The organism is Citrobacter amalonaticus (genome assembly GCF_002918555.1).
GTDB classification, from domain to species: Bacteria; Pseudomonadota; Gammaproteobacteria; order Enterobacterales; family Enterobacteriaceae; genus Citrobacter_C; species Citrobacter_C amalonaticus_A.
Map to the genome: position 1 here is coordinate 1,027,517 of NZ_PQMB01000002.1, position 11,941 is coordinate 1,039,457.

General features: G+C 50.0%; 11 protein-coding genes, 1 tRNA gene and 4 pseudogenes. 9 read left to right on the top strand and 7 right to left on the bottom strand.

Features of this window, described 5'->3' with window-relative positions; all coding sequences use genetic code 11:
• Window positions 1-9: 9 nt before the first annotated feature.
• The 3 genes and pseudogenes from C3432_RS10425 to C3432_RS10435 all read right to left on the bottom strand — a co-directional run bounded on the left by C3432_RS10425 (window position 10) and on the right by C3432_RS10435 (window position 2,593).
• Window positions 10-1,083 (bottom strand): 3-deoxy-7-phosphoheptulonate synthase, encoded by a 1,074-nt coding sequence (locus C3432_RS10425; protein WP_103776528.1) that lies wholly within the window; start codon window positions 1,081-1,083, stop codon window positions 10-12.
• Window positions 1,084-1,546: 463 nt separating this feature from the next.
• Window positions 1,547-1,702 (bottom strand): annotated as a pseudogene (locus C3432_RS28330) (terminase small subunit); the annotation flags it as partial.
• A 381-nt stretch (window positions 1,703-2,083) separates the two neighbouring features.
• The gene (locus C3432_RS10435) at window positions 2,084-2,593 is read right to left on the bottom strand and encodes a hypothetical protein (protein ID WP_146050863.1); all 510 of its coding nucleotides are present in this window, start codon (window positions 2,591-2,593) and stop codon (window positions 2,084-2,086) included.
• 137 nt (window positions 2,594-2,730) lie between these two features.
• Here C3432_RS10435 and C3432_RS10440 point away from each other — a divergent pair.
• Window positions 2,731-3,093: pseudogene (locus C3432_RS10440) on the top strand (IS4 family transposase); the annotation flags it as partial.
• Window positions 3,094-3,139: 46 nt separating this feature from the next.
• On the opposite strand, the gene C3432_RS10445 reads toward C3432_RS10440, so the two are convergent.
• Both C3432_RS10445 and C3432_RS28220 read right to left on the bottom strand, forming a co-directional pair.
• Window positions 3,140-4,033, bottom strand: coding sequence for a hypothetical protein (locus C3432_RS10445; protein ID WP_146050862.1), 894 nt, complete (start codon window positions 4,031-4,033; stop codon window positions 3,140-3,142).
• Between the two features lie 82 nt (window positions 4,034-4,115).
• Window positions 4,116-4,544: pseudogene (locus C3432_RS28220) on the bottom strand (KilA-N domain-containing protein); the annotation flags it as partial.
• Here C3432_RS28220 and C3432_RS10455 point away from each other — a divergent pair.
• Window positions 4,542-5,281: pseudogene (locus C3432_RS10455) on the top strand (tyrosine-type recombinase/integrase); the annotation flags it as partial. The pseudogenes C3432_RS28220 and C3432_RS10455 sit on opposite strands and share 3 nt — an antisense overlap.
• A gap of 15 nt (window positions 5,282-5,296) precedes the next feature.
• Here the strand turns inward: C3432_RS10455 and C3432_RS10460 are convergent.
• Window positions 5,297-5,373 (bottom strand) — tRNA-Arg (locus tag C3432_RS10460).
• A gap of 277 nt (window positions 5,374-5,650) precedes the next feature.
• Here C3432_RS10460 and folD point away from each other — a divergent pair.
• The 3 genes from folD to C3432_RS10475 all read left to right on the top strand — a co-directional run bounded on the left by folD (window position 5,651) and on the right by C3432_RS10475 (window position 7,378).
• Entirely contained in the window at window positions 5,651-6,517 is an 867-nt protein-coding gene (gene folD, locus C3432_RS10465) for a bifunctional methylenetetrahydrofolate dehydrogenase/methenyltetrahydrofolate cyclohydrolase FolD (RefSeq protein WP_103776531.1), read from the top strand.
• Window position 6,518: 1 nt separating this feature from the next.
• Window positions 6,519-6,731 carry a ribosome-associated protein YbcJ gene (gene ybcJ, locus C3432_RS10470; protein WP_103776532.1) on the top strand — a complete coding sequence of 71 codons (213 nt, stop codon included), beginning with the start codon at window positions 6,519-6,521 and terminating at the stop codon, window positions 6,729-6,731.
• 122 nt (window positions 6,732-6,853) lie between these two features.
• A complete protein-coding gene (locus C3432_RS10475; RefSeq protein WP_103776533.1) occupies window positions 6,854-7,378 on the top strand; it encodes a metal-dependent hydrolase in 525 nt (174 codons plus the stop codon).
• Between the two features lie 89 nt (window positions 7,379-7,467).
• Here the strand turns inward: C3432_RS10475 and cysS are convergent, their stop codons facing one another.
• A complete protein-coding gene (cysS, locus tag C3432_RS10480; RefSeq protein WP_103776534.1) occupies window positions 7,468-8,853 on the bottom strand; it encodes a cysteine--tRNA ligase in 1,386 nt (461 codons plus the stop codon).
• A gap of 173 nt (window positions 8,854-9,026) precedes the next feature.
• Here cysS and ppiB point away from each other — a divergent pair, with 173 nt between their 5' ends.
• From ppiB to purK, 4 genes are all read left to right on the top strand, one after another.
• Window positions 9,027-9,521 (top strand): peptidylprolyl isomerase B, encoded by a 495-nt coding sequence (gene ppiB, locus C3432_RS10485; protein ID WP_003021875.1) that lies wholly within the window; start codon window positions 9,027-9,029, stop codon window positions 9,519-9,521.
• Between the two features lie 2 nt (window positions 9,522-9,523).
• Window positions 9,524-10,246, top strand: a complete 723-nt coding sequence (gene lpxH, locus C3432_RS10490) for a UDP-2,3-diacylglucosamine diphosphatase (protein WP_103776535.1) — start codon at window positions 9,524-9,526, stop codon at window positions 10,244-10,246.
• 118 nt (window positions 10,247-10,364) lie between these two features.
• Window positions 10,365-10,874, top strand: coding sequence for a 5-(carboxyamino)imidazole ribonucleotide mutase (purE, locus tag C3432_RS10500; RefSeq protein WP_103776536.1), 510 nt, complete (start codon window positions 10,365-10,367; stop codon window positions 10,872-10,874).
• The gene (gene purK, locus C3432_RS10505; protein ID WP_103776537.1) at window positions 10,871-11,938 is read left to right on the top strand and encodes a 5-(carboxyamino)imidazole ribonucleotide synthase; all 1,068 of its coding nucleotides are present in this window, start codon (window positions 10,871-10,873) and stop codon (window positions 11,936-11,938) included. The genes purE and purK overlap by 4 nt, the downstream gene beginning before the upstream one ends.
• Window positions 11,939-11,941: the final 3 nt, after the last annotated feature.

Below are 11,941 nucleotides of genomic sequence, written 5' to 3' on the forward strand. Positions count from 1 at the left end.
TTTATATATTCAGGACGCCGAAACGGATGCGCAATTTTCAGCAAGTTCCGACAGTAACTGTTCTGTTTGTTGCCATGAAAGGCATTCATCGGTAATTGACTGTCCATACACGACAGGATGTTTATCAGATTGTTTTCCACCGACCAAAAAACTTTCCAGCATGATCCCTGCAACATAGCCCGGAAACATTTTACGCTGGTTAATCACATCGTGTGCAACGTGGATCTGACGCCTGGCAACTTTGCCGCTATTCCCGTGACTACAGTCAACAATAAGCCGATGGTGAACTCCCGCTTTATGCATTTGCTGCGAAACATGAATAATTTCATTCAGGCCATAATTGGGTTGCTTACCGCCACGCAAAATTAAATGACCATGTGGATTGCCCTCGGTCAATACAGCAGAAACGGGAACAGTTTCATTTGTCACATACAATAAGTGACGATCGCGCGCAGCGATAATCGCGTCGATAGCTAAGCTGACATTGCCATCGGTGCTGTTTTTGAATCCCACCGGGCAATGCAATCCAGATGCCATCTGGCGGTGAGGTTGCGATTCGGTTGTACGAGCACCAATGGCCCCCCAACAAATTAAGTCTGCCATATAGGGTGCAAGAAAAGGATCGAGAAACTCTGTCGCGGTGGGAACGCCTGACGCGATTATCGATGCTAAGCAGCTCCGGGTACATCTGACGCCTTTCGCCACATCATGACTACCGTCAAGATCGGGATCGACCATCAACCCTTTCCATCCCTGCCGGGTTCGGGGTTTCTCAAAATAGGTTCGCATAACAATATGCATTTGCGCGTGATATTTGCGATGCAGTTCAGATAACCGCTCAGCATACTCAATCCCGGCCCGGACATCATGAATGGAGCAGGGTCCAACGATGACCAGCAAACGCGGATCTTTCCCTTGCAGGATGTTCGCAATCACTTCTCGCTGTAATGAGATCCAGCTTATTGTTTTTTCAGGAACGGCCATTTCCTGACGTAGCGCCATCGCCCCAGGCAAACAGGCAAGAGTATGCCCGCGATAAATGCGTCTACTCTCAGACTGAGCTTTACTCCCTGAAAATTCCATTTTTTAACCTTCAGTTTCAAAAGAGCCAGAATAGTTGATGCAAATAATAATCATTTACATATCAAATGTACAACATACATTGAGCATAAATATCTCTGCAGGGTGAATCATCAGTCGCTAACTCATTATTTATAATGAAAAAATCACAAAGACATCCATTGGAACACCTGTGATGGATTTATTTATTGTTAGTGAATTGATGTAAATGAATGTTTTTGAGGTGGTGCGCCCTGCAGGATTCGAACCTGCGACCCACGGCTTAGAAATTACTGGAACTAGCTTCTGAGTCAATAAGTTACCCCGCCATCACTGCGCTCACGCGTCCCGTCTTCGAAAAACATGCAAAGCCTTACAAACCGATGCAAAGCTTTGTGTGTCCCACTTCTGTCTCACACCGGACAATAATCAAACTCAGTTGAGCGTAGATCTTATCAATCTCTTCAAATGCTTTATTGGTCGGATTGAGTTCGGCAATTCTTGACTGAATGTCAGGTTTTGACATGTTTTCGGACGCAGTACGGTTAGCTGTCTTTGCGCTGTACCCCGCCCGAATAGCCGCTTGTGTGGCGTTTAAATCGATGAGGTGACAGAACATTTCTTGCTTGTCGGTGAGTACCATAAGTTCACTTCTTCAGGATGCATAATGGAAAATTCAAGCGACTTGAATGCAGTTTTAAACCAACTACTAAACGATGATAAAGCTTTGCGCTTATTGCTACTTGCTTTATGACGCGAGAAAAGCGTTGCAACTCTTAATATGTTCGTTACTGAAACAGAAATCCGTACCAACCCTGGCGTAAATAATGCCCAGAATCCAGAATCTCGATCAGCCATACAAAAAGCTGGTGAAACAACAAAAGGGATTTTGTAGACAATGATTGCAGAAAAAAGTGCAAGCTTGTAAAGCTAGTGGCGCCCAGCCTTAAGCCAGGCGCCGTATTCATTCTAATTTATTGCTTCTTCTGGCTGTTCGGTCTGCTCATCGGCTACTGGCTTGGACTTAAAAATAATCGTTTAACTCAGGTGGAAAAACATACAACTCCTGCACTTTCACGAGAATCTCATCCCTTGTTGTCTCCCCGTTTTCATATTTATCGAACATCTCAATTAGTTCCATATAGGGCTTAGCATATTTTTTTAAAATCTTACGCCTTAATCGAGGCTTTTGCTCTAACGCAACAAGAAGAGACGACCAGCATGCAACCGAAGCATCTATGCGAATATGGAGGTCTTTTTTATGAAATTCAAAATAAAGATCTGCTCTCTGCTCAGTTACGGTTCCAAAGGAAGAGGTTAATCTCATAATGAGATTAATTATCGACCTTTTCCATTCTCGTTTTGCTGTTTCAATAGCTTCATCTCTCCATGTTCGCAAAGCGAAGAATGCTACTACGACTGTAATTAAACTAATGAATGCGGCGCTAGCTGAAACTATTACAGACCAGTACGCCCATCTTGCTGATTCAAACGCAGCTAACATTGAACCTGCTGCAATTGGGTCTATTTCCATGTTTTCACTTTGCTAGTCAAAAAAATATACGGGGAAACATTATCTCAAGGACACATACTGTATTTCCAGAATTATTTGAATTTTATTTCAGGGCTTCTAATGCCCGCCTTATCTAGGTTGTACTGTACAGTCCGGCGAAAATCATGAAGCTGTACAGCCGGAGAATGCAGATTGAACAGAATTTCCGCGATGAGAAAAGTGAAAGGTTTGGTTTTGGTCTTCGCGCCAGCCACAGTAATACTGAAGGGCGGATACTGGTGCTGAGTCTGCTTGCCACACTGGCGACGGTTGTGCTGTGGTTAATTGGCTATCATGCTGAAAATAAAGGATTACATCTGAGATATCAGGCTAACAGTATTAAATCAAGGCGGGTTCTTTCATTTCTGACATTAGCAGAGAATATCCTGCGACACTCTCCGCTAATTTTAACAAGAACGGTACTGAATACCGTTCTTGACCACCTCACCAGAGCCTACCAAAGTATGGTACTGGTTTATTAGCGCTGAGTTTTGTGGGGATCTCTCAGCACCTGAGTGGGCGATCTTTTTATTCTGCCGATGGCACCTTGCTTATTACTGGATTGTATGAAAATTCAACACGCAAACCATCTTTATTATCTGAAAAAATTATTATTGAGGACACTCCAAGGTTTTCATCGCCAAGCCAAATAGCGACGCCATTATGAACCTTAACCTTTGATCCTAGCGATTTGTTTATATCGTCAACAATCTCATTCAACCTCTTTTTATCATTTTTAGTTTTTATAGAAACAAACGAAATCATGCCCTCATAAGTACAAATTTTCGCTGGGGCAATCCAGCCTTTGATTAGTTCAATGCTATCGTCAAAACACTTTAATCTATTATTTTTATTAGATAATTTTTTACCAGTAAGGTCCATCTTTTCCCTCAGATTTATCCCTCCGATTTCTGAAAGATAGGGCTTATCGTCAGCAACGCCATGCCATTTCAGACCAGAAGGAGAAAATTTAAATTGAGAGCGTCCTTCTCTATATACGGGAATTTCAATTATTACCCTCTTTGATAATCTTAACTTCTCCACAAAGCCGGCAGCATTAAAGACAGCTAGCATACTATAAGAGTCTCCAACAATTTCGGCTGTTAAATCCTCAATACTTCCGTCATCAAATCTAGCCTTAACCTCACAGTTCTCACCTATTTGACAAGATATTTGCCCTTTAGATAGTGTAAGTGCGGCCGTATTTGATATTTCCCCATCATTACTAACCAGAAGTATATCAAGAGATGCACCACCATCATATGGCGCTGAGTATTGATTTTTATTTTCTGATTGCAATGTAGAAGTATATGTAATGCTGTCCCTCATCTCATCCCGCACTTCTCCATATCGCCAGTCATTAGCATATAGCTGACCTGTCGACACAACGAGCATTGCAGCAGCAGTAAGAATCCTTTTCACATTCCTATCCCCATCATTAACATTTGCACACAGGTTAGCACAGTGACAGTGAGAGACAATGTGGGCATCCTTGCCGCACTGGTTAAGCCTCAAAGCCTGGCAAATACATTTGTACTTCATCAGCGACCCGGTCTTTCGCGGTGTGGAGTAGCTGTTTGCGACCGCCTCGCCCCCACCGGGCCATCTGGCTGGCGCACTGACTGATCGCCTTAGTTTCGCTGTTGATCACGTGGTCGATTTTGTTCAGGCAGGACATAGCGCTGATACCAAGGCGCACTACAGTTCTGAAAACTTCATAAACTTCGATCTCAAACTCTGGTTTTATCCATACTGCGTAGCGGATGGCCAGCAATTCAACGCCCCAGGCACCAGTTTCTTCGCCACCCTTTGTAACCCTAAGTGGTTGATTTGTTTCCTAAGCACTTTTTAGTGCTTTGGCTTTGAGGGCTTTCACGAAACGTTTTATTTGAGCGCTGCGGAGGAACACGCTGGGTCTTTGAGACTCGGTAGCCAGGCGACTAAGAGCCAGCATCTGTCATTTATGCGGTCTCTTCTAAAGGAGCAACTGATGACTGGGGATGGATAAAGTCGGCACCGGCAATCAAAACCAGAAAGCCGGTTAGTAAAAGAATCAGGTGGCTGACAAAGGATGAGGCTGAACGACTGATTGAATGTATGCCTGATAGCATTAAGCCTGTGGTTATATTTGCACTGGCTACTGGCCTGCGCCGCTCCAACATCATTGATCTGGAGTGGCAGCAGGTCGATATGCAGAGAAAGGTTGCATGGGTAAATCCGGAGAACGCGAAGGCGGGCAAGGCTATCGGCGTGGATCTGAATGATACCGCATGCAGGGTGTTAAGGGATCAGATAGGGAGGAGTTCTCGATGGGTCTTTGCACACACCAAGGCCGCCACTCGTCCAGACGGAACGTTGACACCAGCGGTGAGAAAAATGCGTGTCGATGACAACAGCGCATGGAAGATTGGGCTGGAGAAAGCCGGCATTGATGATTTCAGGTTCCACGACCTGAGACATACCTGGGCAAGTTGGTTAATTCAGTCCGGAGTTCCGTTATCTGTTCTTCAGGAAATGGGCGAATGGGAAAGCATCGAAATGGTGCGTCGATATGCTCACCTGGCACCGAACCATTTAACTGAACATGCGAAGCAAATTGACTCTATTTTTGAGATTGATGTCCCAAATATGTCCCATCAAGGAAATAAGGAGGAAGTGAAAGAGGCGTAAGTTATTGATTCATAATGGTGCGCCCTGCAGGATTCGAACCTGCGACCCACGGCTTAGAAGGCCGTTGCTCTATCCAACTGAGCTAAGGGCGCATTGAAAAGTGATGGCTTTCATGCGGATGAAACGCGTGAATTATACGGTCAGTCCCTGATGAGTCAATGGCTTTTATTCTGGTTGCTGACGAAGTGTTCAAATATGCTGTTTTTATGAACGACAGCGAAAAAAACTAAAAAATTTCTGCCAGTAAAAACACGTTAAACCGGCCTCCGCTACGGGTAAAACAGAAACGACACCTGACAGCGCGCTCCACTTCTGACAAAATAGTCACATCCCCTTTGACTTGAAGTAACAGATGGAATCCTCTCTCTGATGGCAGCAAAAATTATTGACGGTAAAACGATTGCGCAGCAGGTACGCTCTGAGGTTGCTCAAAAAGTTCAGGCGCGTATTGCGGCCGGACTGCGGGCACCCGGACTGGCGGTTGTGCTGGTAGGCAGCAATCCAGCTTCGCAGATTTATGTTGCGAGCAAGCGTAAAGCCTGTGATGAGGTGGGATTCGTCTCCCGCTCTTACGATCTGCCGGAAACCACCAGCGAGGCAGAGCTGCTGGAGCTGATTGATACGCTCAATGCGGATAACACCATCGACGGTATTCTGGTGCAGTTGCCGCTACCGGCGGGTATCGACAATGTCAAAGTGCTGGAACGTATCGATCCCGATAAAGATGTGGATGGATTCCATCCTTACAACGTTGGCCGACTGTGCCAGCGTGCGCCGCGCCTGCGTCCCTGTACGCCACGCGGCATTGTCACCCTGCTTGAGCGTTACAACATTGATCTCTACGGGCTGAATGCGGTGGTCATTGGCGCGTCTAACATCGTTGGTCGCCCGATGAGCATGGAATTGCTGCTGGCAGGCTGCACCACCACGGTGACTCACCGCTTCACAAAAAACCTGCGTCACCATGTTGAACACGCCGACCTGCTGGTCGTTGCCGTAGGCAAGCCCGGTTTTATTCCTGGTGAATGGATTAAAGAAGGGGCAATCGTTGTTGATGTCGGCATCAACCGGCTGGAAAATGGCAAGGTTGTCGGTGACGTGGTCTTTGAAGATGCCGCTGCGCACGCATCATATATTACACCGGTGCCAGGCGGCGTCGGTCCAATGACCGTTGCCACGCTAATCGAAAACACGCTGCAGGCGTGTGTTGAATATCACGATCCACAGGATAAATAACATGGCGACATTTTCTTTAGGCAAGCACCCGCACGTTGAGCTGTGCGATTTGCTTAAACTGGAAGGCTGGAGCGAAAGCGGCGCTCAGGCGAAAATTACCATCGCTGAAGGCCTGGTGAAGGTTGATGGCGCGGTAGAAACCCGTAAACGCTGCAAAATCGTTGCCGGGCAGACGGTAACGTTTGAAGGCCAGAGCGTCAACGTCGTCGCGTAATTCCAGACGCCGGATAACGGTTAATTCCTTATCCGGTCGTTTCTCCCATTTTCAGATAAGTACTTCACCCTCACTTCACAGCACGCTGTTAGCATATTGTTTTCTCATACGAAGCTATCATCATGCCAACCATTGTTACCCACGCCGCCGTGCCTCTTTGTCTGGGATTAGGTCTGGGACTCAAAGTCATCCCCCCTCGCCTGCTCTTTGCGGGCATCGCCCTTGCGATGCTGCCAGACGCGGACGTCCTGTCGTTTAAATTCGGCGTTGCCTACGGCAACGTGTTTGGTCATCGTGGATTTACCCACTCATTACTGTTCGCGTTTGTGCTACCACTGCTCTGCGTTATCGCCGGGCGACGATGGTTTAAAACCGGGCTGATTCGCTGCTGGCTGTTTCTAACGGTTTCGCTGTTGTCACACAGCCTGCTGGATTCCATAACGACAGGTGGGAAAGGCGTGGGCTGGCTCTGGCCCTGGTCAGATGAACGCTTTTTTGCGCCCTGGCAGGTTATCAAGGTCGCGCCGTTTGCGTTATCGCGCTATACCACGCCGTACGGGCATCAGGTGATCGTATCTGAATTGATGTGGGTGTGGCTACCGGGCGCTGTGGTGATGGGCGTGCTGTGGTGGTACAGAAGGCATTAATTATACCGGATGGCGCACGCTTATCAGGCCTACCGGTCAAGCCGTTGTAGGCCGGATAAGACGCTGCGCGCCGCCATCCGGCAATAGTATTATTTACGCCGCCAGGTGGTTCCCTGCGGACCATCTTCCAGCACGATGCCCATCTCGTTCAGACGATCGCGCGCCGCGTCTGCCGCCGCCCAGTCTCTTGCTTTACGGGCATCGAGACGCTGTTGAATCAACGCTTCAATTTCTGCCACTTCCCCATCGTCGGCCTGTGCGCCGCTCTGCAGGAATGCTTCTGGCTCCTGCTCCAGCAGACCCAGCACGCCGGAGATCTTACGCAGATGTGACGCCATCGCGTTCGCGGCCTCCGCATCTTCCCCCTTCAGACGGTTCACCTCACGCGCCATATCAAACAGGACGGAGTAAGCTTCCGGGGTATTGAAATCGTCGTCCATCGCCTCAACAAAACGCGCCTCAAAGGCTTCGCCACCGGCAGGTGCAACAGATTTATCCGTTCCACGCAGCGCGGTGTACAGACGCTCCAGCGCGGAGCGCGCCTGCTTCAGGTTCTCTTCGCTGTAGTTCAGCTGGCTGCGATAGTGACCGGACATCAGGAAGTAACGCACCGTTTCCGCGTCGTAGTACTTCAGCACGTCACGTACGGTAAAGAAGTTGCCCAGCGATTTGGACATCTTCTCACGATCGACCATCACCATGCCGGAGTGCATCCAGTAATTGACATACTCACCGTCATGGGCGCAGGTCGACTGGGCGATTTCGTTTTCATGGTGCGGAAACATCAGATCCGAACCGCCGCCGTGAATATCAAAATGGTTGCCCAGCTGTTTACAGTTCATGGCTGAACATTCGATGTGCCAGCCAGGACGACCCGCTCCCCACGGCGACGGCCAGCTCGGTTCGCCCTCTTTCGACATCTTCCACAAGACGAAGTCCATCGGATTGCGTTTTACGTCAACCACGTCAACGCGCGCCCCCGCCTGCAACTGATCCAGATCCTGGCGAGAGAGCTGACCATAGTTCGGGTCGGTCGGGACATCGAACATCACGTCACCATTGTCCGCCACATAAGCGTGACCTTTGGCAATCAGCTGTTCGGTGATTTCAATAATTTCGGTGATATGGTGCGTCGCTCGCGGTTCCAGATCCGGGCGCAGAATATTCAGCGCGTCAAAATCCTTGTGCATTTCGGCGATCATGCGATCGACAAGCTGCACAAAGCTTTCACCGTTTTCGTTGGCGCGCTTAATAATTTTGTCGTCGATATCGGTAATGTTTCGCACGTACTTCAGCTTATAGCCCAGGAAGCGCAGATAGCGCGCGACCACGTCGAAAGCGACAAAGGTTCGTCCGTGACCAATATGACAGAGATCGTAAACGGTAATACCACACACGTACATGCCGACTTCCCCGGCATGAATAGGTTTGAATTCCTCTTTTTGGCGCGTCAGTGTATTAAAGATTTTTAACATCGAAGATTCCGTGTAAGACGTGTGTGGATAACAAAGTCTGTATAATACCCATAATTTGAACCGGAAGCAGCACACTTTGCGAGGTGATCGCCGCTTGCGGTTATGCTATAACACCCCCCTAACTCTGACCTCTGTCAGGTCTAAGCACCACAATATCGGAACAGGATGCAAAAATGGTTACTTTCCACACTAATCACGGCGATATCGTAATCAAGACTTTTGATGATAAAGCGCCTGAAACAGTTAAAAACTTCCTGGACTACTGTCGCGAAGGTTTTTACAACAACACCATTTTCCACCGTGTCATTAACGGTTTCATGATCCAGGGCGGCGGTTTCGAGCCGGGCATGAAGCAAAAAGCGACCAAAGAAGCGATCAAAAACGAAGCCAACAACGGTCTGAAAAACACCCGTGGTACGCTTGCAATGGCGCGGACTCAGGCTCCGCACTCCGCAACAGCTCAGTTCTTCATCAACGTTGCTGACAACGACTTCCTGAACTTCTCCGGCGAAAGCATGCAGGGCTGGGGCTACTGCGTATTTGCCGAAGTGGTTGAAGGTATGGACGTAGTGGACAAAATCAAAGGCGTTTCTACTGGTCGTAGCGGCATGCACCAGGACGTACCGAAAGAAGACGTCATCATTGAAAACGTGACCGTCAGCGAGTAATCGTGGCGACACTGTTTATCGCAGATCTGCATCTGCAAACAGAAGAACCGGCGATCGTCGCCGGTTTTCTGCGCTTTTTAGGCGGGGAAGCACGCGAGGCTGATGCGCTGTATATTCTTGGCGATCTCTTTGAAGCCTGGATTGGCGATGACGATCCCAACCCGCTGCACCGTGAAATGGCGGTCGCCATTAAGGCCGTCGTGGATTCCGGCGTTCCCTGCTTCTTTATTCATGGTAACCGTGACTTTTTGCTCGGCAAGCGTTTTGCCCATGAGAGCGGTATTACCCTGTTGCCGCAGGAAAAAGTAATCAGTCTGTACGGTCGCGATGTGCTGATTATGCACGGCGATACGCTCTGTACCGATGATGCCGGTTATCAGGCGTTCCGTGCCAAAGTGCACAAACCGTGGCTACAAACGCTGTTCCTCTCTCTGCCGTTATTTATTCGCAATCGAATTGCCGCCAAAATGCGTGCGGGCAGTAAAGCCGCCAACAGCAGCAAATCGCTGGAAATCATGGACGTTAATACGCAGGCCGTAATAGCTGAAATGGAAAAACACCGTGTGCAATGGCTGATTCACGGTCATACCCATCGCCCGGACGTGCATACCTTAACAGCCAACGGGAAACCCGCATTCCGCGTTGTTTTAGGCGCGTGGCATACAGAAGGTTCGATGGTCAAAGTGACGCCGAACGACGTTGAGTTAATCGCCTTTCCGTTTTAACACCGCCGCCAGATTGCCCGTCATATAGCCTACGCAACCGTTTTCCTTGCATTATTTCCGTGCTATTCTCTGTGGCCTCATAAGTCGAGTGTTGTGCACCACAGGAGTTTTCCGACGCATGTCTTCCCGCAATAATCCGGCGCGTGTCGCCATCGTGATGGGGTCCAAAAGCGACTGGGCCACTATGCAGTTCGCCGCCGAAATTTTCGAAATCCTGAACGTTCCACACCACGTAGAAGTCGTCTCTGCTCACCGCACCCCCGACAGGCTGTTCAGCTTTGCCGAAAGCGCCGAAGAGAACGGTTATCAGGTGATTATCGCTGGTGCAGGCGGCGCGGCGCATCTGCCGGGAATGATTGCAGCGAAAACGCTGGTGCCGGTACTGGGCGTGCCGGTGCAAAGCGCGGCCCTGAGCGGCGTCGACAGTCTCTATTCTATTGTGCAAATGCCGCGCGGCATTCCGGTCGGAACGCTGGCTATCGGTAAAGCTGGCGCGGCTAATGCGGCGCTGTTGGCGGCACAGATTCTGGCAACGCACGATAAAGAGCTGCATCAGCGTCTGAACGACTGGCGCAAAGCGCAAACGGATGAGGTTCTTGAAAATCCGGATCCGCGGGGTGACGCATGAAGCAGGTTTGCGTGCTGGGCAACGGTCAGTTAGGACGTATGCTGCGTCAGGCAGGCGAGCCGCTGGGCATCGCCGTCTGGCCGGTCGGACTGGATGCGGAACCCAGCGCTGTGCCCGTTCAGCAAAGCGTGATTACCGCTGAAATCGAACGCTGGCCGGAGACGGCGCTTACCCGTGAGCTGGCGCGCCATCCGGCCTTTGTTAACCGTGACGTGTTTCCGGTTATCGCTGACCGTCTGACGCAAAAGCAGCTTTTTGACAAACTCTCTCTGCCGACGGCGCCCTGGCAACTGCTGGCAAGCCGCGATGAATGGCCCGCCGTGTTTGCGCGACTGGGCGAACTGGCCATCGTCAAGCGACGCGTCGGGGGTTACGATGGTCGTGGACAATGGCGTTTACGTCACGATGAAACCGACCCGCTCCCGGATGACTGCTACGGCGAATGCATCGTTGAGCAAGGCATCAACTTCTCCGGGGAAGTCTCCCTGGTCGGCGCGCGCGCCCATGACGGCAGGACCGTATTCTACCCGCTAACGCACAACCTGCATCAGGACGGGATTTTGCGTACCAGCGTGGCGTTTCCGCAGGCCAACGCGAAACAGCAGGCTCAGGCCGAAGCGATGCTTTCCGCCATTATGCAGGAGCTGGGTTACGTCGGTGTGATGGCGATGGAGTGCTTTATCACGCCGGAAGGTTTGTTGATCAACGAGCTGGCCCCACGCGTGCACAACAGCGGACACTGGACGCAAAACGGCGCCAGTATCAGCCAGTTTGAGCTGCACCTGCGTGCGATTACGGGTCTGCCGCTACCGACGCCGGTCGTGGACAGTCCGTCGGTGATGGTGAACCTTATTGGCAGTGAACTGAATTATGACTGGCTGAAACTGCCGCTGGTCCATCTGCACTGGTACGACAAAGAGGTTCGTCCGGGACGAAAAGTCGGTCACCTGAACCTGACGGACAGCGATACGTCCCGCCTCAGCGCCACGCTCGAAGCGCTGGCACCCCTGCTGCCGCCGGAATATGCCAGCGGCATTATCTGGGCGCAAAGTAAGCTTAAATAACGC